At 71.3% G+C, this 17,051-nt stretch carries 17 protein-coding genes; 10 read left to right on the top strand and 7 right to left on the bottom strand.

What is annotated here, in order from left to right; genetic code table 11:
* Positions 1 to 28: 28 nt before the first annotated feature.
* Positions 29 to 493 carry a VOC family protein gene (locus IG90_RS0108130; RefSeq protein WP_030579750.1) on the top strand — a complete coding sequence of 155 codons (465 nt, stop codon included), beginning with the start codon at positions 29 to 31 and terminating at the stop codon, positions 491 to 493.
* Positions 494 to 773: 280 nt separating this feature from the next.
* On the top strand, positions 774 to 1,331 hold the full coding sequence (locus IG90_RS39250; RefSeq protein ID WP_063739480.1) for a hypothetical protein: 558 nt from the start codon (positions 774 to 776) through the stop codon (positions 1,329 to 1,331).
* Positions 1,332 to 1,514: 183 nt separating this feature from the next.
* On the opposite strand, the gene IG90_RS0108120 is transcribed toward IG90_RS39250, so the two are convergent.
* Positions 1,515 to 2,738: a THUMP-like domain-containing protein gene (locus IG90_RS0108120; protein ID WP_030579747.1), complete on the bottom strand. Its 1,224-nt coding sequence runs from the start codon at positions 2,736 to 2,738 to the stop codon at positions 1,515 to 1,517.
* 132 nt (positions 2,739 to 2,870) lie between these two features.
* Here IG90_RS0108120 and IG90_RS0108115 point away from each other — a divergent pair, with 132 nt between their 5' ends.
* The 3 genes from IG90_RS0108115 to groL all read left to right on the top strand — a co-directional run bounded on the left by IG90_RS0108115 (position 2,871) and on the right by groL (position 6,391).
* On the top strand, positions 2,871 to 3,794 hold the full coding sequence (locus IG90_RS0108115) for a polysaccharide deacetylase family protein (RefSeq protein WP_030579744.1): 924 nt from the start codon (positions 2,871 to 2,873) through the stop codon (positions 3,792 to 3,794).
* Positions 3,795 to 4,358: 564 nt separating this feature from the next.
* Positions 4,359 to 4,667 carry a co-chaperone GroES gene (groES, locus tag IG90_RS0108110; RefSeq protein WP_030579741.1) on the top strand — a complete coding sequence of 103 codons (309 nt, stop codon included), beginning with the start codon at positions 4,359 to 4,361 and terminating at the stop codon, positions 4,665 to 4,667.
* A 98-nt stretch (positions 4,668 to 4,765) separates the two neighbouring features.
* A complete protein-coding gene (gene groL, locus IG90_RS0108105) occupies positions 4,766 to 6,391 on the top strand; it encodes a chaperonin GroEL (protein WP_030579738.1) in 1,626 nt (541 codons plus the stop codon).
* Here groL and IG90_RS0108100 read toward each other — a convergent pair.
* The 4 genes from IG90_RS0108100 to IG90_RS0108085 all read right to left on the bottom strand — a co-directional run bounded on the left by IG90_RS0108100 (position 6,388) and on the right by IG90_RS0108085 (position 9,978).
* Complete coding sequence (locus IG90_RS0108100; protein ID WP_030579735.1) at positions 6,388 to 6,567, bottom strand: hypothetical protein; 180 nt, start codon at positions 6,565 to 6,567, stop codon at positions 6,388 to 6,390. The genes groL and IG90_RS0108100 overlap by 4 nt on opposite strands.
* A 93-nt stretch (positions 6,568 to 6,660) precedes the next feature.
* Positions 6,661 to 7,434 carry an SDR family NAD(P)-dependent oxidoreductase gene (locus IG90_RS0108095; protein ID WP_030579732.1) on the bottom strand — a complete coding sequence of 258 codons (774 nt, stop codon included), beginning with the start codon at positions 7,432 to 7,434 and terminating at the stop codon, positions 6,661 to 6,663.
* Between the two features lie 111 nt (positions 7,435 to 7,545).
* Complete coding sequence (locus IG90_RS0108090) at positions 7,546 to 9,129, bottom strand: outer membrane protein assembly factor BamB family protein (RefSeq protein ID WP_030579729.1); 1,584 nt, start codon at positions 9,127 to 9,129, stop codon at positions 7,546 to 7,548.
* A 180-nt stretch (positions 9,130 to 9,309) separates the two neighbouring features.
* Complete coding sequence (locus IG90_RS0108085; protein WP_030579726.1) at positions 9,310 to 9,978, bottom strand: MOSC domain-containing protein; 669 nt, start codon at positions 9,976 to 9,978, stop codon at positions 9,310 to 9,312.
* Between the two features lie 80 nt (positions 9,979 to 10,058).
* On the opposite strand from IG90_RS0108085, the gene IG90_RS0108080 reads away from it, so the two are divergent.
* Positions 10,059 to 10,949: a LysR family transcriptional regulator gene (locus tag IG90_RS0108080; RefSeq protein WP_030579723.1), complete on the top strand. Its 891-nt coding sequence runs from the start codon at positions 10,059 to 10,061 to the stop codon at positions 10,947 to 10,949.
* A gap of 140 nt (positions 10,950 to 11,089) precedes the next feature.
* On the opposite strand, the gene IG90_RS0108075 is transcribed toward IG90_RS0108080, so the two are convergent.
* Positions 11,090 to 11,425, bottom strand: coding sequence for a WhiB family transcriptional regulator (locus IG90_RS0108075; protein ID WP_030579720.1), 336 nt, complete (start codon positions 11,423 to 11,425; stop codon positions 11,090 to 11,092).
* Between the two features lie 452 nt (positions 11,426 to 11,877).
* Here IG90_RS0108075 and IG90_RS0108070 point away from each other — a divergent pair, with 452 nt between their 5' ends.
* The 4 genes from IG90_RS0108070 to IG90_RS0108055 all read left to right on the top strand — a co-directional run bounded on the left by IG90_RS0108070 (position 11,878) and on the right by IG90_RS0108055 (position 16,265).
* Complete coding sequence (locus IG90_RS0108070; RefSeq protein ID WP_003948568.1) at positions 11,878 to 12,489, top strand: response regulator transcription factor; 612 nt, start codon at positions 11,878 to 11,880, stop codon at positions 12,487 to 12,489.
* 279 nt (positions 12,490 to 12,768) lie between these two features.
* Positions 12,769 to 13,344, top strand: coding sequence for a sigma-70 family RNA polymerase sigma factor (locus IG90_RS0108065; RefSeq protein WP_030579717.1), 576 nt, complete (start codon positions 12,769 to 12,771; stop codon positions 13,342 to 13,344).
* A 140-nt stretch (positions 13,345 to 13,484) separates the two neighbouring features.
* Complete coding sequence (gene guaB / locus IG90_RS0108060) at positions 13,485 to 14,987, top strand: IMP dehydrogenase (protein ID WP_030579715.1); 1,503 nt, start codon at positions 13,485 to 13,487, stop codon at positions 14,985 to 14,987.
* Positions 14,988 to 15,140: 153 nt separating this feature from the next.
* Positions 15,141 to 16,265 (top strand): GuaB3 family IMP dehydrogenase-related protein, encoded by a 1,125-nt coding sequence (locus IG90_RS0108055; RefSeq protein WP_030579712.1) that lies wholly within the window; start codon positions 15,141 to 15,143, stop codon positions 16,263 to 16,265.
* A gap of 85 nt (positions 16,266 to 16,350) precedes the next feature.
* Here IG90_RS0108055 and IG90_RS0108050 read toward each other — a convergent pair whose 3' ends face one another.
* The gene (locus tag IG90_RS0108050) at positions 16,351 to 16,983 is read right to left on the bottom strand and encodes a hypothetical protein (protein WP_233435954.1); all 633 of its coding nucleotides are present in this window, start codon (positions 16,981 to 16,983) and stop codon (positions 16,351 to 16,353) included.
* Between the last annotated feature and the right edge of the window lie 68 nt (positions 16,984 to 17,051).

Below are 17,051 nucleotides of genomic sequence, written 5' to 3'. Positions count from 1 at the left end.
GCGTGGACGGCCCGACGAGGAGAAGACCATGCAGAAGATCACCCCCTGTCTCTGGTACGACGGCCACGCGAAGGAGGCGGCCGAGCACTACGTCGCGATCTTCGGCGGTGACTCCCGCATCCGGGACATCACCTACTACGGCGCCGAGGCCCCCGGCGAGACGGGTTCCGTGCTCACCGTCGACTTCCGGCTCGCCGGCCAGGACTACACGGGGCTCAACGGCGGCCCGCAGTTCCCGTTCACCGAGGCGATCTCGCTCTCCGTCGACTGCGCCGACCAGGCCGAGGTGGACCGGTTCTGGGCCGCGCTCTCCGAGGGCGGCGAGGAGGGGCAGTGCGGCTGGCTCAAGGACAAGTTCGGGGTGTCCTGGCAGATCGTGCCGAACGAGCTGCCGCGCCTGCTGGCCGACCCGGACCCGGCGAAGGCGGACCGGACCATGAAGGCGATGCTCGGCATGGGCAAGCTGGACATCCAGGCGCTGCGCGACGCCTGAACGGGCGCGGCCCGAGGGTCCGGACCTGCGCGGGGCCCCGGGGGCCCCGAACGGGCGCGCGCCCCCCGGGGCCGGATCGGTAGTGTTCTGCGCATGCCACGCCGTGCCCCGCTCCCGCCTCCGCCGCCGCCCGTCGAGATCCGCTCCTGGCCCGACCGAGAGGCGATGCTCGCCGACCGGGCGGTGGTCCTTGGCGAGTTGGTGAAGATGCACGTGGGGCCGGGGCGGCTCGGGCTGCTGTGGATGTGGGGGGGCGCTCGCCGCGATCGGCTGGAGCCTGGTGGGCTCCGGCATCGTCATGTTCGAACAGGCCCTCGACCTGGTCGACTTCACCAGTGTCATCGGCGGAAGCGCCAGCCTGGTCATCGGCGCGGCGGTCCTGATCCCGGCCGCCGTCTTCCTCGGGGTCGGGGTCTCCCGGGACCGGAAGGTCCGCACGCTGCTCACCGCCTGGGGTGCGCTGGCCCGCGACCCGGAGCGCGACCGGCGGCTGCGGATGCCCGGGACGAGCCTCGCCTGGCTGCTGCTGTCGTTCGCCCTGGGCGCGGTGGGGCTGGCCCTGTGCATCATCGGGCCCGCGAGCGCGCGGCCGGGCCGGGAGACGTACGGGCTGGTCGCCCTGGTGATGGGCGTCGGCATGGTGGCCTGGCTGACCGCGCTGATCGGCGCGGTCACGGCCCTGGCGCACCGCCGCTGGGTGGTGGGCGTCCTGATGGGGACCGGTACGGGTGCAGGGACCGGGACCGGGACCGAGGCCGGACGGTCGCCGGCCGTGGCCCGGGGCCCCGAGCCCGCACGCCCGCCCTTCACCCGCGCCGGCGGACCCGGCCACCGCTGAGAGCCTGTCGGGTGGCCTTCGACCGGAAAGCGGACGCGGTCCGGTGCGTACGGTTCCAGGGCGCCGGGATGTCCTCGTAGCGGAGCTGCCAGGGCGTCTCGGCAACGCCGGAAGCGTGCGTGCCAGGGCGTGGCGGCCCGGTCAGAGGTCACCCGACAGGCTCGGAGACGTTCCCGCCCCGGTTCAGCCCAGCGGATGGCCGATCAGCATCGTCGGAGCCCCCGCCACCCGGGTCAGGAACACCGTCACCGCGTTCGGCCCGCTCAGCTTCATCCGGCGGCGCAGCTCCTCCGGCTCGACCGCCGAGCCGCGCTTCTTGACGGTCAGCACACCGACCTGACGCTCCCGCAGCAGCGCCTTCAGCTTCTTCATGTTGAACGGCAGTTGATCGGTGATCTCGTAACCCGAGGTGTACGGGGAGGAGTACGGCCGGTCGCTCGTGACGTACGCGATCGTCTCGTCCACCAGCCGCCCGCCGCACCGCTCCACGACGTCGGCGACCAGATGGGCCCGGATCACCGCGCCGTCCGGCTCGTACAGATAGCGCCCGACCGGGCCCACGGGCGGGGCGGGCAGCGGGGCCGGGGCGGTCAGGGTCGCCCCGGAGGGCAGCAGCGTTGCCCGGAACGCACCGGACGCGAAGCCCTCCCCGTACCAGAGCACCGCCTCCTTCACATCGCCGCCGTCCGAGATCCACTCGGCCTCCGCCTCCGGGCCGATCGCCTCGTGCGGGATGCCCGGGGCGATCTTCAGCGCCGCCCGGGGGGCCTTCAGCGCGGCGGCCGTCGCCCAGGACAGCGGCGGTGAGTACGCCTCCGGGTCGAAGATCCGGCCCCTGCCGCCCCGCCGCGCCGGGTCCACGAAGACCGCGTCGTACGCCGCGGTGTCGATCTCCGTGACATCGGCGCACCGCACCTCGATCAGCCGGTCCAGGCCGAGCGCCTCGGCGTTGGCGCGGGCCACCTCGACGGTCAGCGGGTCGCGGTCCACGGCGAGCACAAAGATCCCGGCGCGGGCCAGCGCGAGGGCGTCGCCGCCGATGCCGCAGCACAGGTCGGCCACGCTCCGCACGCCGAGCCCGGCGAACCGGGCGGCGCGGTGGGCGGCGACCGAGGTGCGGGTGGCCTGCTCGACGCCGTTGGGCGTGAAGTACATCCGGTACGCGTCCGCCGTCCCGAACTTCGCCACTGCCCGCTGCCGCAGCCGGGCCTGGCCCAGGGCCGCCGACACCAGCTCCGCCGGGTGCGTGCGGCGCAGCCGGGTCGCGGTGGCCAGCTCGTCGGCGGGGTCGTGGTCGCGCAGCTCGGCAAGCAGCCGCTCGCCCTCGGGGGTGCGCAGCGCGGCGAAGGCGGCGCGGGCGGGGTCGTCGGCCGAGGCGGAGGGGGTCGTTGCGTTCACCCGGTCCATTGTGGCCGGTGCGCCGGTGTGGGCCGGCCGGGGGACGGGGCATGGCTGCTCGCGGTGTCGAAAGGGCGAGCGGGTCGACGGCTGGCAGGATGCGGCGCCATGCAGCTAGTACGACAAAACGAAAAATCAGCCATGAAGTGGCACAGGTCGGGCGGTGTCGTGCTGGCGGCCCTGCTGGCCGCCGCCGTCGCCTCCGGATGTGCGGCGGAGGCGGGTGGCAGCGGCGCGGGAGCTCCCGGCGGGCCCGCGAAACCCGCCGCCGGCCAGCAGGGCGACGCCACCCCGCAGGCCGGGCCCGCCCGCGCCCCCGGCGCGTACGCGGAGACGCTCAAGAAGAAGCAGGCCGCACGGGCGGTCGCCGCGAAGAAGTGGGGGCTCGCCAAGACCCCGCTCGCAGCCCCCGAACCGCCGGAGACGAAGCCGCGCATCACCACCCGCAAGGGCTTCGAGGTCCGGGACGACGCCGGGCTGCCGCCCGTCTTCACCACCGTCCCGACCAAGGAGAAGATCGTCTTCCTGACGATGGACGACGGGGCGGAGAAGGACCCCGAGCTGCTGCGGATGATGACCGAACTGGACATCCCGTACAGCGCGTTCCTCAGTGACTACGTCATCAACGACGACTACGGCTACTTCAAGAAGATGCAGCAGCGCGGGGTGGTCATCAGCAACCACACGCTCAACCACCGCTATCTGCCCGGACTCTCCCACGCAGAGCAGAAGCGGGAGATCTGCGGCCAGCAGGAGAAGATCCTCAAGCACTACGGGAAGCGGCCCACCCTCTTCCGCCCGCCCTACGGCAACTACAACCGCGACACCCTCGTCGTCGCCAAGTCCTGCGGGATCACCGCCGTACCCCTGTGGTCCTCCGAGGCCTTCCCCGACCACATGGAATGGCGCGAGTGGGACAGGGACCTGCACCCCGGCGACATCGTCCTCACCCACTTCCGGGGCAAGGAGGACTGGAAGGGCTCGATGCCCGACATGATCCGCCGGGTCATGAAGACCGTCACGGACAAGGGATACGCGGTGGCGAAGCTGGAGGACTACGTCTGACCCGCGCCCCTTCCCCGCACCCGCCGCGCACGCGCGCTCAGCCTCCGCTGCCTGTCGCCCCCGCTGCGACAGGGCGGGGGTCCCGCAGGCCCGGTGCCACCGGCCGCGCGGCAACGTCACCGCGACGCAGGCGGCCACGAGGGCGAAGACGCCGAGAGCGATGGCCGGGATCCGGTCCGTGCCCGGGTCCTTGGGAGGGGCAGGCGCGGACGCCTTGTCTGCGGACACCCCGTGCTGCCGGGCAGGCGGCTCTCCGGACGCGTCATCTCCGTACCGTCGTAACGTCGTTCGGAACACGGAACTCCGCCCCCACGTTGGCCGGGACGCTGATCCGATGGAGCCCCGATGGAGCCCCGATCGAGACGGCGCGAGGGTGGTGAATTGGCACTCCGCTTGACCGAGTGCTAATCGCGGTCATAGTCTCAGGTCTGGCACTCCCCCCTGGAGAGTGCCAGCACCACCTTGTGCGACAGGGCAGGTCCGGCACCCGCGACGACGGATCGGTCTGGTCGCCACCCACAGACTGTTAAACCCCGTGAGATCTCCGAAGGGGGAGACCGGATCGTGTCGACCACCAGCTCCAAGGTTGCGATCAAGCCGCTCGAGGACCGCATTGTGGTCCAGCCGCTCGACGCCGAGCAGACCACGGCTTCCGGCCTGGTCATTCCGGACACCGCGAAGGAGAAGCCCCAGGAGGGCGTCGTCCTTGCCGTCGGTCCGGGCCGCTTCGAGAACGGCGAGCGACTTCCGCTCGACGTCAAGACCGGCGACGTCGTCCTGTACAGCAAGTACGGCGGCACCGAGGTGAAGTACAACGGCGAGGACTACCTCGTCCTCTCGGCCCGCGACGTCCTCGCGATCGTCGAGAAGTAATTCACCCACGTTTGCTTGTGTTCTGCGCCCCTGGCCCCCTGCGAAATAACTAGCCGGGTGGCGAGGGGCGCAGTTCGTTCGAGAGGGAAGTACAGCCCATGGCGAAGATTCTGAAGTTCGACGAGGACGCCCGTCGCGCCCTTGAGCGCGGCGTCAACAAGCTTGCCGACACGGTCAAGGTGACGATCGGCCCCAAGGGCCGCAACGTCGTCATCGACAAGAAGTTCGGCGCTCCCACCATCACCAACGACGGTGTCACCATCGCGCGCGAGGTCGAGCTCGACGACCCGTACGAGAACCTCGGTGCCCAGCTCGTCAAGGAGGTGGCGACCAAGACCAACGACGTAGCGGGTGACGGCACCACCACCGCGACCGTCCTGGCCCAGGCGCTCGTCCGCGAGGGCCTGCGCAACGTCGCCGCCGGCGCCTCCCCGGCCGCCCTGAAGAAGGGCATCGACGCCGCGGTCAAGGCCGTGTCCGAGGAGCTCCTCGCGACCGCCCGCCCAATCGACGACAAGTCCGACATCGCCGCCGTGGCCGCGCTCTCCGCGCAGGACACCCAGGTCGGCGAGCTCATCGCGGACGCGATGGACAAGGTCGGCAAGGACGGTGTCATCACCGTCGAGGAGTCCAACACCTTCGGTCTGGACCTGGAGTTCACCGAGGGCATGGCCTTCGACAAGGGCTACCTGTCCCCGTACATGGTGTCCGACCAGGAGCGTATGGAGGCCGTCCTCGACGACCCGTACATCCTGATCCACCAGGGCAAGATCGGCTCCATCCAGGAGCTGCTCCCGCTCCTGGAGAAGGTCATCCAGGCCGGCGCCTCCAAGCCGCTCCTGATCATCGCCGAGGACGTCGAGGGCGAGGCGCTCTCCACCCTCGTCGTCAACAAGATCCGCGGCACCTTCAACGCCGTCGCGGTGAAGGCCCCGGGCTTCGGCGACCGCCGCAAGGCCATGCTCGGTGACATCGCCACCCTCACCGGTGCGACCGTCATCGCCGAAGAGGTCGGCCTCAAGCTCGACGGCGCCGGTCTCGACGTGCTGGGCACCGCCCGCCGCGTCACCGTCTCCAAGGACGACACGACCATCGTCGACGGCGGGGGCAACTCCGAGGACGTCAAGGGCCGCGTCAACCAGATCAAGGCCGAGATCGAGTCCACGGACTCCGACTGGGACCGCGAGAAGCTCCAGGAGCGCCTCGCGAAGCTGGCCGGCGGCGTGTGCGTCATCCGTGTCGGCGCCGCCACCGAGGTGGAGCTCAAGGAGAAGAAGCACCGCCTCGAGGACGCCATCTCCGCGACCCGCGCCGCTGTCGAGGAGGGCATCGTCTCCGGCGGTGGCTCCGCCCTCGTCCACGCGGTGAAGGTCCTGGAGGGCAACCTCGGCAAGACCGGCGACGAGGCCACCGGTGTCGCGGTCGTCCGCCGCGCCGCCGTCGAGCCGCTGCGCTGGATCGCCGAGAACGCCGGCCTGGAGGGTTACGTCATCACCTCCAAGGTCTCCGAGCTCGACAAGGGCCAGGGCTTCAACGCCGCCACCGGCGAGTACGGCGACCTGGTCAAGGCCGGCGTCATCGACCCGGTCAAGGTCACCCGCTCCGCCCTGGAGAACGCCGCGTCCATCGCGTCTCTGCTGCTCACGACCGAGACCCTGGTCGTCGAGAAGCCGGCCGAGGAAGAGGGCGACGCCGGTCACGGCGGCCACGGCCACTCCCACTAGTACGCGCGGTACCTCCCGGTACGCATGAGGCCCGGCACCCCCGTCGCGGGGGCGCCGGGCCTCGGTGCGTTCCGCCTCGGCAGCAGCGCCTCACCGTCGACCAGCGAACCCCGCGAGGTGTCGATCAGCGTCGCGTCCGCCATCGCCGCCAACTGCGCCGCGATGCCCGGGCCCATGGCCAGGAGGGCGGTGGGGGGGCGGTCATGTGACGCCCCCCGCGGTCGGACCGGCCTTCCTGCACCCGTACCGCACCGGTCGCCGCAAGGCGGTCACTGCGGACCGTACTTACGCCCCGTCCGCGAGGTGACCCCGCCGAGCAGGCCCCGCGGGGCGATCTTGACCAGCCCCATCAGCGCCTTGTACCGCGGGTCCGGGATCGACACCGTCTTCCCCCGGGCCAGATCCGCCAGCGCCGAGGCCACCAGCTTGTCCGCGTCGAGCCACATCCAGTCCGGGATGTTGTCCGTGCCCATACCGGCCCGCTCGTGGAACTCCGTCCGGACGAACCCGGGGCACAGCACCATCAGCCGCACCCCCGACCCGGCCAGATCCCGCGCCGCGCCCTGGGTGAACTGCACGACCCACGCCTTGGACGCCCCGTACGTACCGCGCGGCACGAACGCCGCGACGGACGCCACGTTGACGACCCCGCCCCGGCCCCGCTCCTTCATCCCGGCGACGGCCGCCGAGGTCAGCCGCAGCACGGCCTCGCAGTGCACCTTCAGCATCGTCAGCTCATCGGCCATGGACACCTCCAGGAAGCGCCCCTTGTTGCCGAACCCGGCGTTGTTGACCAGCAGATCGACCGGGTGCCTGCGCTCCGCGAGCCGCTTCTCGACCGCCTCGATCCCGCTGTCCGTGGACAGGTCGGCGCTCAGCACCTCCGCCTCGATGCCGTGCCGGTCGTGCAGTTCGGTGGCCTGCTCGCGCAGCCGTGCGGTGTCCCGCGCCACCAGCACCAGGTTGTGCCCCTGGGCCGCGAGCCGCCGCGCGAACGCGGCCCCGATGCCCGCCGTCGCGCCCGTGATCAGTGCAGTCGTCATACGCGGCACGTTAGTGCCCCGCCGGGCAGACCCCTGACCGGCCCCCGGCCGGGCCCCCGCGTCCCGGCCGGGGGCGACCCCTCGCTTCCCGTCAGGGTGCCGCGGAGTGGGTCAGGGTGATCCGGGGGAGAACGACAGCATGCGGGCCTCGCGCACGGGCTTCCGGTTCTCGTCGCCGCTCACGTGCGTCGACGTCAGGACGAGCCGCCCGTCGGCATAGGCCGTGTGCCCCATGGACATCTCGTACTCGTACGGCGCGGTCGCCACCGGGTGCCTCACGACGTTCGTCTCCGTGCCGGCGCCGCGCGGGCCCATGAGGAAGGTCCGGCCGGGGCGGCGTGAGGTGGCCGCCTCGTAGATGAGCATCGACTTGCCGTCCTCCGCGCGCAGCGGATACAGCCTGCGCAGCTCGTCGGACTTGATGCCCCACAGGAACTTCCCGGTCTTCAGGTCGTACGCGCCGACCTGTTCGGTGCCGCCCAGCATGATGAGGCCCTTACCGACCCCGGTGCCCCGGCAGGGCTGGATGTCTCCGCCGGCCCCGTCTCCGCCGCAGTGCTCGAAGCCCTTGGCCCGGGCGTCGAAGGTGGTGCGGTGCTTGCCTCCGGGGTCCAGGACCGTGATCCGCCAGTCGCTCGCGCTGTCCTCGTTGTCGTAGGTGGTGAAGACGACCGGGTCCATGGAGATCAGACTGCCGAAGCTCCAGCCGGTCTTCATCCGGTAGCGCCACAGGACCTTGCCGGTACGTGGGTCGAGCTCGCGCACCTGGCCGTAGTTCTTGCTCCGGTCGATGGCGATCATGCAGTCGGAGCTGACCAGCAGCCGGGCGACACCGCCCGCCACGTCGTCCGGGACGCACTTGTTCTTGTTCTCCCGGGGGATCTCGTAGAGCTTGCTCCCGTCGTCCATCCGGTAGGTGACGGCCACCATGTTCCGGGCGACGGCCAGGGTGTCACCGCTGATGGCGCTGTGGACGATGAACGTGTTGTCCCGGTCACCGGGCTCGTCGAGCTCCTTGTGCCACCCCCGCTCCCCGGTCTTCAGATCGATCATCTGCATCCGGTTGCACTGGTTGCCCCGCTCGTTGTCCGGCCTCTCGTGATGGAAGACCACGACCTTGCCGTCGGGCGTCGGGTTGGCCGGCGTCTCGCAGACGGAGGAGGGCAGCGTCACGTTCCAGACCTCGGCACCGTCCGAGAGCCGGTAGGCCGTGACCTTCCGGTGCAGGGCCTGCACCGCGGTGTCACCGACGATCCACAGGTCGTGGACCTTGTTGATCTGCTTGGGCAGATCGGTCCTGTCGTCGGCGATCCACGCCGCCGACTCGCCCGGCTTCCGGGCGGCGGCGACCTCTCTCGTCGTCGGAATGTGGCTCAGCTCCGGGCCGCCTGCCGCGGGGGTACCGGACGGGGACGCCGACCCGGAGGGGCCGGGCGACTCCTTCGCCACGGGCTTCGCGGGCTCGTCCCGCCACTGGTCGGAGAGCGCGTACACCCCTCCCGCCACGACCACCAGCACCAGCGCGACGACCGCGGCGGCGACCGGCCCCCGGCCGAACCGGCGACGCGGCGGCGGTGCCGGCACGGTCGGCGGTCCGAACCCCTGGGGCCCGCCGCCCTCCGAGGCGTACGGGTTACCGGGAACGGGCTGCTGCGGCGGGCCCGGGGCGTACCAGGGCTGCTGCGGGTCGGGCATGGTCTTCCCCCTGAGGCGCCACTCGGCTCGAAGACTTCTCCTCGGGCACAGGTCACTGGTGGTGGACGCGCCGCACACCGGTCCAGTTCCCGCCGCAACGTCCAGGGAACCCGCGGAGAATGACGCCCCGTCACCGGAGCGGACCACCGCCCCCCCCGTACGGACCGGCCCGCCCGGTCCTCAGCCCTGCCGCGCGGCGTACTCCCGTGCCTTGCGCAGCGCCTCGGGGTGCAGCGCGGTCCCGGCGGCCAGCAGCGCGGGCAGCAGGGTGCGTTCGGTCGTCACGGCCCGGAACTGCAGAGCCGCCGTGACCTCGTGGTCCGGTCGGTGCACGATCTCGATCGCGTCCCCGGAACGGACCGTGCCCGGCTCGATCACCCGCAGATACGCGCCGGTGGCACCCTGCTGGGTGAACCGCCTGACCCACCCCTTCTCGCCGAGATGGCCGGCGAAGGTCCGGCACGGAATGCGCCCCGAGGTCACCTCCAGCACCAGCTCCGCCCCCACCCGCCAGCGCTCGCCGATCCGCGCGCCGCTGACGTCGAGGCCCAGCGTCGTGAAGTTCTCGCCGAACGCCCCGTTGGCCAGCTTCCGGCCACCCAGCTCCCGCTCCCAGGCGTCCAGCTCCTCCCGGGCGAAGGCGTACACCGCCTGGTCGCTGCCGCCGTGATGACGCAGGTCGCACACCGCGTCCCCGGCGAGTCCGCTGCCGCCGACGCCCTTGGGACCGGGATCGAGAACCTCGACCGGGCCCCCCACCGGTCGCTTGTCGATCCCGGTGAGGCCACCGGGCCCGTCGGTCTGTGCGGAGTGGCGAGGTCGGCCGATGTTCACGGTCAGCAGCTTCATACGGTCACGCTAATCGCTCCTTCCTCAAAGTGGCATGCGATTAGTTCGCCTCGAACCCAAGAGGCTCTTATGGTGGAGAGGTGATCGAAGCCCGCCACCTCCGTGTCCTGCGCGCCGTGTCCACCACCGGCTCGTTCTCCGCCGCCGCCCGTGAACTCGGCTGCACCCAGCCCGCCGTCAGCCAGCAGATGAAGGCCCTGGAGTCCTCCGCCGGCACCACGCTGCTGATCCGCACCGGACGCGAGATGCGCCTCACCCAGGCCGGCGAGGCGTTGGTGCGGCACGCCTCCGGCATCCTCGCGGGGCTGACCGCCGCCGAGGAGGAGGTCGCCGCCATCGCCGGACTGCGGGCCGGCCGGGTCCGGCTGGTCTCCTTCCCCAGCGGCAGCTCCACCCTGGTCCCGGGGGCGCTGGCCGCCCTGCGCGCCGAACACCCCGGCACCCGGGTCTCGCTCGTCGAGGCCGAGCCGCCGCGCTCGGTGGACCTGCTGCGCGAAGGCGACTGCGACATCGCGCTGGCGTTCCGTTACGGGGCGACCGGCGGCGAATGGGACGACCTGGTGGTCCGGCCGCTGCTCACCGACCGGCTGATCGGCCTGGTCCCGGAGGGGCACCGGCTGGCCGGGGCGTCGAGCGTGTCCATCGGCGAGCTGGCCGACGAGTCGTGGATCGCGGGCTGCCCGCGCTGTCGCCGGCAGCTGGTCGAGGTCTGCGAGGAGTCCGGCTTCACCCCGCGCATCGACTTCGCCACCGACGACTACCCGGCGGTGATGGGCCTCGTCGGGGCCGGGCTCGGAGTGGCGGTGCTGCCGGAGCTGGCCGTCGAGTCGGTACGCCCCAAGGGGGCCAGGGCCGTGCCGGTCGAGCCCGCGATCGAGCGGGAGATCGTGGCGCTGACCCTGCCGGACCTGGCCCGGGTCCCGGCGGTGGCGGCCACCCTGGACCAGCTGTCGCGGACGGCCGCCCGCTGAGACCGCGCGGGGCCCGTGACGCCCGCCGGGGCCCGCGGCCCACGGGCGGTGAGGGGTCCGGTCCCGCTGCGGCTGGTCGCGGGCCGGATGGCTGAAGGTGTCGAAGAAACGTTTCTGCGTTCAGCTGCGGCGTACGGGTGTCAGGTGGCGCCGGGGTCGTTGGCGGGGGCCCCGGAGGGCGCCGCGGTGATCAGCCGGGTTCTGGCCCGGCCCATCAGCTCTTCGCGCTCGTCCTCCGTCAGGCCGCCCCACACTCCGTAGGGCTCCCGTACGGCCAGGGCGTGCGCCGCGCACTCGGCCCGTACCGGGCAGCGCATGCACACCTCCTTGGCGGAGGTCTCGCGGGCGCTCCGCGCCGCGCCGCGCTCACCCTCCGGGTGGAAGAACAGGGAGCTGTCCACGCCTCGGCAGGCGGCGAGCAGCTGCCAGTCCCACAGGTCTGCGTTGGGTCCGGGAAGGCGGGAGAAATCTGCCATTGCTTGTCCCCTCGGAGCTGTGCTGCGTCGGAAGCGGCATCTCGACCGTCTGTGATCGACGGCCTGCCGTGCTCGGACCGTCTGTGATCGGTGTGACCGAAGTCTCGACCGTACATCTATGGTGCTAGTAGATGTAAATATGACTGATTGCGAATCTAGTCACAGACACCCTCAAAAGGGAAGAAATGGTGCCGAACAGGGCATGCCGACGAGTGAAGATTCGGTTGACGGGTGAATCACCCGTGCCGTTCTCCTCCGTGAGCGGCCCTTCACGTAGAGTGCCGAACCCGGCCGCCCGACCCGTAACTCTTTCGAGTGACCGTCGTTAAGGGAACGGATGCGGTTGACGGATATCCGGCTCGGGCACGTGTCCGAGGGGGTCAACCGCACAGGTGACGACTTGTATCAGCCTGGAGGCTCAAGGTGACGCGCATCAGCTGCGGAGGACGGTCATGACATCCGTCCTCGTCTGCGACGACTCCCCGCTTGCCCGAGAAGCGCTCCGTCGCGCGGTGGCCACCGTGCCCGGCGTCGAGCGCGTGACGACGGCGGCCAACGGCGAGGAAGTCCTCCGCCGCTGGGGTGCCGATCGTTCGGATCTGATTCTGATGGACGTACGCATGCCCGGTCTGGGGGGTGTGGAGACGGTCCGGCGGCTGCTCTCCGCCGACCCCGGGGCCCGGATCATCATGCTGACCGTCGCCGAGGACCTGGACGGCGTCGCACTCGCGGTCGCCGCCGGGGCCCGCGGCTATCTGCACAAGGACGCCTCGCGCGCCGAGCTGCGGGCCACCGTCACCCAGGCGCTGGCCGACCCGACGTGGCGGCTCGCCCCGCGCCGGCTGCGGTCCGCCGAGATGGGGGCGGCCCCCACGCTCACCGCGCGGGAGATCCAGGTGCTCGAAGGCATGAGCCATGGCCGCTCCAACGCGGAGATCGGCCGTGAGCTGTTCCTCTCCGAGGACACGGTCAAGACCCACGCCCGGCGCCTGTTCAAGAAGCTCGGGGCCTCGGACCGCGCCCACGCGGTGGCCCTCGGATTCCGCTGGGGCCTGGTGCGCTGACGACCGGCCCGGGCCGCGCCCCGTCCGCAGGCCGGCGGACGGGGTCACGGAGCGGGCCACCGGCTCCACACCCCGTATCCGGGCGCCCGCTCAGCAGTGTCATGTGACGCTTCCCGGCCGATGACGCATCCTTGAGTCGTGGAGTTCCTCGGGAACGATTCGGTCGAGCGGAAGGGGAGGGCGCAGGGCATGACATCCGGCGCACCCGCTCATAACGCTTCGGTGCACAACTCGGGACGCGGTGGAGCGGACCGGACGGCATCAGGGCACCATGGTCCGATGCGCGACGACGAAACCACGGTGATCGGTGCCCTCGTGCACCGGGCCGTCGACGGCGACGCGCAGGCCACCCATGATCTGCTGGCCCACGTACACCCCCTCGCCCTGCGCTATTGCCGCTCCCGGCTGAGCCGGCTCCCCGGTGATGCTCGCCACTTCGTGGAGGACCTGGCGCAGGAGGTCTGCGTCGCGGTGCTGATGGCGCTGCCGCGCTACAAGGACACCGGCCGGCCCTTCGAAGCCTTCGTCTTCGCGATCGCCGGCCACAAGGTCGCCGACCTCCAGCGCGCCGCGATGCGCCACCCGGGGTCGACCGCGGTCCCCTCCGACGAGATGCCGGAACGGCCCGACGACTCCCTCGGCCCGGAGGAGCGCGCCCTGCTCAGCAGCGATGCGGCCTGGGCCAAGAAGCTCCTCGCCAACCTCCCGGAGAACCAGCGCGAGCTGCTGGTCCTGCGGGTCGCGGTCGGGCTGACCGCGGAGGAGACCGGCCAGATGCTCGGGATGTCCCCAGGGGCGGTCCGGGTCGCCCAGCACCGCGCGCTCAGCAGGCTCCGGGCACTCGCCGAGCAGTAGCGCAGACCTACGCGGGTCCCCGTCGTCGACGCTGTAGGAAGCTACAGAACAGCCAAGTGATCTTGATCGTGGAATGAGACGCCCGTAGAGCCCGTTAGCATGGACATCCGCACCGATCAAGGCCATTTGGGGAAGGTGTCATGACTGCAAACGTCGACGGAGTGCCCGAGAAGTTCGCGACGCTCGGGCTGACCTACGACGACGTGCTGCTGTTGCCCGGCGCGTCCGAGGTCCTGCCCAACGCGGTCGACACCTCGTCGCTCATCTCGCGCAACGTACGGGTGAACATCCCCCTGCTGTCGGCCGCCATGGACAAGGTGACCGAGGCCCGCATGGCGATCGCCATGGCCCGGCAGGGCGGCGTCGGCGTGCTGCACCGCAATCTCTCGATCGAGGACCAGGTCAACCAGGTCGACCTGGTCAAGCGCTCCGAGTCGGGCATGGTCACCGACCCGATCACCGTGCACCCCGACGCCACACTCGGCGAGGCGGACGCGCTCTGCGCGAAGTTCCGCATCAGCGGCGTGCCGGTCACCGACCCCGCGGGCAAGCTCCTCGGCATCGTCACCAACCGCGACATGGCCTTCGAGTCGGACCGCTCGCGCCAGGTGCGTGAGGTCATGACGCCGATGCCGCTCGTCACCGGCAAGGTCGGCATCTCCGGCGTGGAGGCGATGGAGCTGCTGCGCCGCCACAAGATCGAGAAGCTGCCGCTCGTCGACGAGGCCGGCATCCTCAAGGGCCTCATCACGGTCAAGGACTTCAAGAAGGCCGAGCAGTACCCGAATGCCGCCAAGGACGCCGAAGGCCGTCTGCTGGTCGGCGCGGCCGTCGGCGCCAGCCCCGAGGCGCTGGACCGCGCCCAGGCGCTCGCCTCCGCCGGGGTCGACTTCCTGATCGTCGACACCTCGCACGGACACAACAGCAACGCCCTCGACTGGATGGCGAAGATCAAGTCGAGCGTCGGCGTGGACGTCATCGGCGGCAACGTCGCCACCCGCGACGGCGCCCAGGCGCTCGTCGACGCCGGTGTCGACGGCGTCAAGGTCGGCGTCGGACCCGGCTCGATCTGTACGACCCGAGTGGTCGCCGGTATCGGCGTCCCGCAGGTCACCGCGATCTACGAGGCCGCGCTCGCCGCCCGCGCCGCGGGAGTCCCGGTCATCGGCGACGGCGGCCTGCAGTACTCCGGCGACATCGGCAAGGCGCTGGCCGCAGGCGCGGACAGCGTGATGCTGGGCAGCCTCCTCGCGGGCTGCGAGGAGTCCCCGGGCGAGCTGATGTTCATCAACGGCAAGCAGTTCAAGTCGTACCGCGGCATGGGCTCGCTGGGCGCGATGCAGTCCCGCGGACAGGGCCGGTCGTACTCCAAGGACCGTTACTTCCAGGCCGAGGTGTCCTCGGACGACAAGCTCGTCCCCGAGGGCATCGAGGGCCAGGTGCCCTACCGCGGCCCGCTGGCCAACGTCCTCCACCAGCTCGTCGGCGGCCTCCGCCAGACCATGGGCTACGTCGGCGCCGCGTCCGTCGACCAGATGGAGAGCAAGGGCCGCTTCGTGCGGATCACCTCGGCGGGTCTCAAGGAGAGCCACCCGCACGACATCCAGATGACGGTGGAAGCGCCGAACTACAGCAGGAAGTAACGCATCAGCGCAGGTGAGGGGCGGACCGGAGTTCCCGGTACCGCCCCCGGTGCGTGTCCGGCGGATCCTGTCCGGTCCTGATCCGCCGGACACGCCCTCCCTGCGTGTCGGGGATACTGGTCAGCGCAGACGTAGAGGGAAAGGCCACACATCGTGACTGAGATCGAGATCGGGCGCGGCAAGCGCGGCCGCCGGGCTTACGCATTCGACGACATCGCTGTCGTTCCGAGCCGCCGCACCCGGGACCCGAAGGAGGTCTCGATCGCCTGGCAGATCGACGCCTACCGCTTCGAGCTGCCGTTCCTGGCCGCTCCCATGGACTCCGTGGTCTCCCCGCAGCACGCCATCCGGATCGGCGAGCTCGGCGGCCTGGGCGTGCTGAACCTGGAAGGCATCTGGACCCGGCACGCCGACCCGCAGCCGCTGCTGGACGAGATCGCCGGGATGCCGCTCGAGTCCGCGACCCGCCGGCTCCAGGAGATCTACTCCGCCCCCATCCAGGAGGAGCTGATCGGGCAGCGCATCAAGGAGGTGCGCGACTCCGGTGTCGTGACCGCCGCCGCGCTCTCCCCGCAGCGCACCGCCCAGTTCTCCAAGGCGGTCGTCGACGCGGGCGTCGACATCTTCGTGATCCGCGGTACGACGGTCTCCGCCGAGCACGTGTCGGGCGCGGCCGAGCCGCTGAACCTGAAGCAGTTCATCTACGAGCTGGACGTCCCGGTCATCGTCGGCGGCTGCGCCACGTACACCGCCGCCCTGCACCTGATGCGGACCGGCGCGGCCGGTGTCCTCGTCGGCTTCGGCGGCGGCGCCGCGCACACCACGCGCAACGTCTTCGGCATCCAGGTCCCGATGGCCACCGCCGTCGCGGACGTCGCCGGGGCCCGCCGCGACTACATGGACGAGTCCGGCGGCCGGTACGTGCACGTCATCGCCGACGGCGGCGTCGGCTGGTCCGGCGACCTGCCGAAGGCCATCGCCTGCGGTGCGGACGCCGTGATGATGGGCTCCCCGCTGGCCCGCGCGACGGACGCGCCGGGCCGCGGCCGTCACTGGGGCATGGAAGCCGTCCACGAGGACGTGCCGCGCGGCAAGCTGGTCGACCTCGGTTCGGTCGGGACGACGGAGGAGGTCCTCACCGGTCCTTCGCACACCCCGGACGGTTCGATGAACATCTTCGGCGCCCTGCGCCGCGCGATGGCCACCACCGGCTACAGCGACCTCAAGGAGTTCCAGCGCGTCGAGGTGACGGTGGCGGACTCGCAGCACCGCCGCTGACCGCTCGCAGGTGCACGGAAGGGCCCGGACCGTCACGCGTCACGCGCGTCACGGTCCGGGCCCTTCCGGATGGTCGTACGGGGTGTCAGCCGGCCTTCTTGGCACCACCGACGGCGGCGGCCGCGGCGAGGGCGAGGAAGAGGTAGGTCATGAAGTCGGCCTCTTCCGACCACGCCTCCGTCACCGTGCCGAAGTGGTCGCCGACGACCTCGGAGAACGGGATCTGCGCCAGGTCGGAGAGCACCATCGAGATGCCGACGAGCTGGCCGAGGTAGACGGCGCCGATGGAGAAGACGGCGGACGCCGCGATGACCGCCGGGTTGGAGCCGCCGAGCTTGCTCGCCGCGAAGCCGACCAGGAAGCCGACGCCGACCGCCGCGTAGCCGACCTCGCGCTCGATGGAGCCCGCGATCACGCCGTACAGGATCCCCGCGACGACGGCCGCGCCCAGGGCGACCAGCACGCCGACCAGGATGTTGTTACGGGCCGGGGGCGCCGGGGGCGCCGGGGCGAAGGGGGCGCCGCCGCCGAACGGGGCGCTCTGGCCGGGCTGCTGGCCCGCGAACGGGTTGCCCGTGGGTGCCGGCGGCTGCTGGCCGTACGGGTTGCCGGTCGGCGCGGCGGGCCCGCCCGGCTGGCCGGCGTACGGGTTGCCGTCGACGGGCTGACCGCCGTACGGCTGCTGGGGCTGGTTCGGCGGCTGCACGGGCTGACTCACGGTGGGGCTCCCCCTGGGACGACTGCACACGACTGTGCGAGGTACGCACTGCTGTGCGCTCTGTGACG

The sequence above is a fragment of the Streptomyces anulatus genome (assembly GCF_000721175.1).
In the GTDB taxonomy this organism is placed as follows: Bacteria; Actinomycetota; Actinomycetes; order Streptomycetales; family Streptomycetaceae; genus Streptomyces; species Streptomyces anulatus_C.
This window is presented reverse-complemented; position numbering and strand designations above follow the sequence as displayed.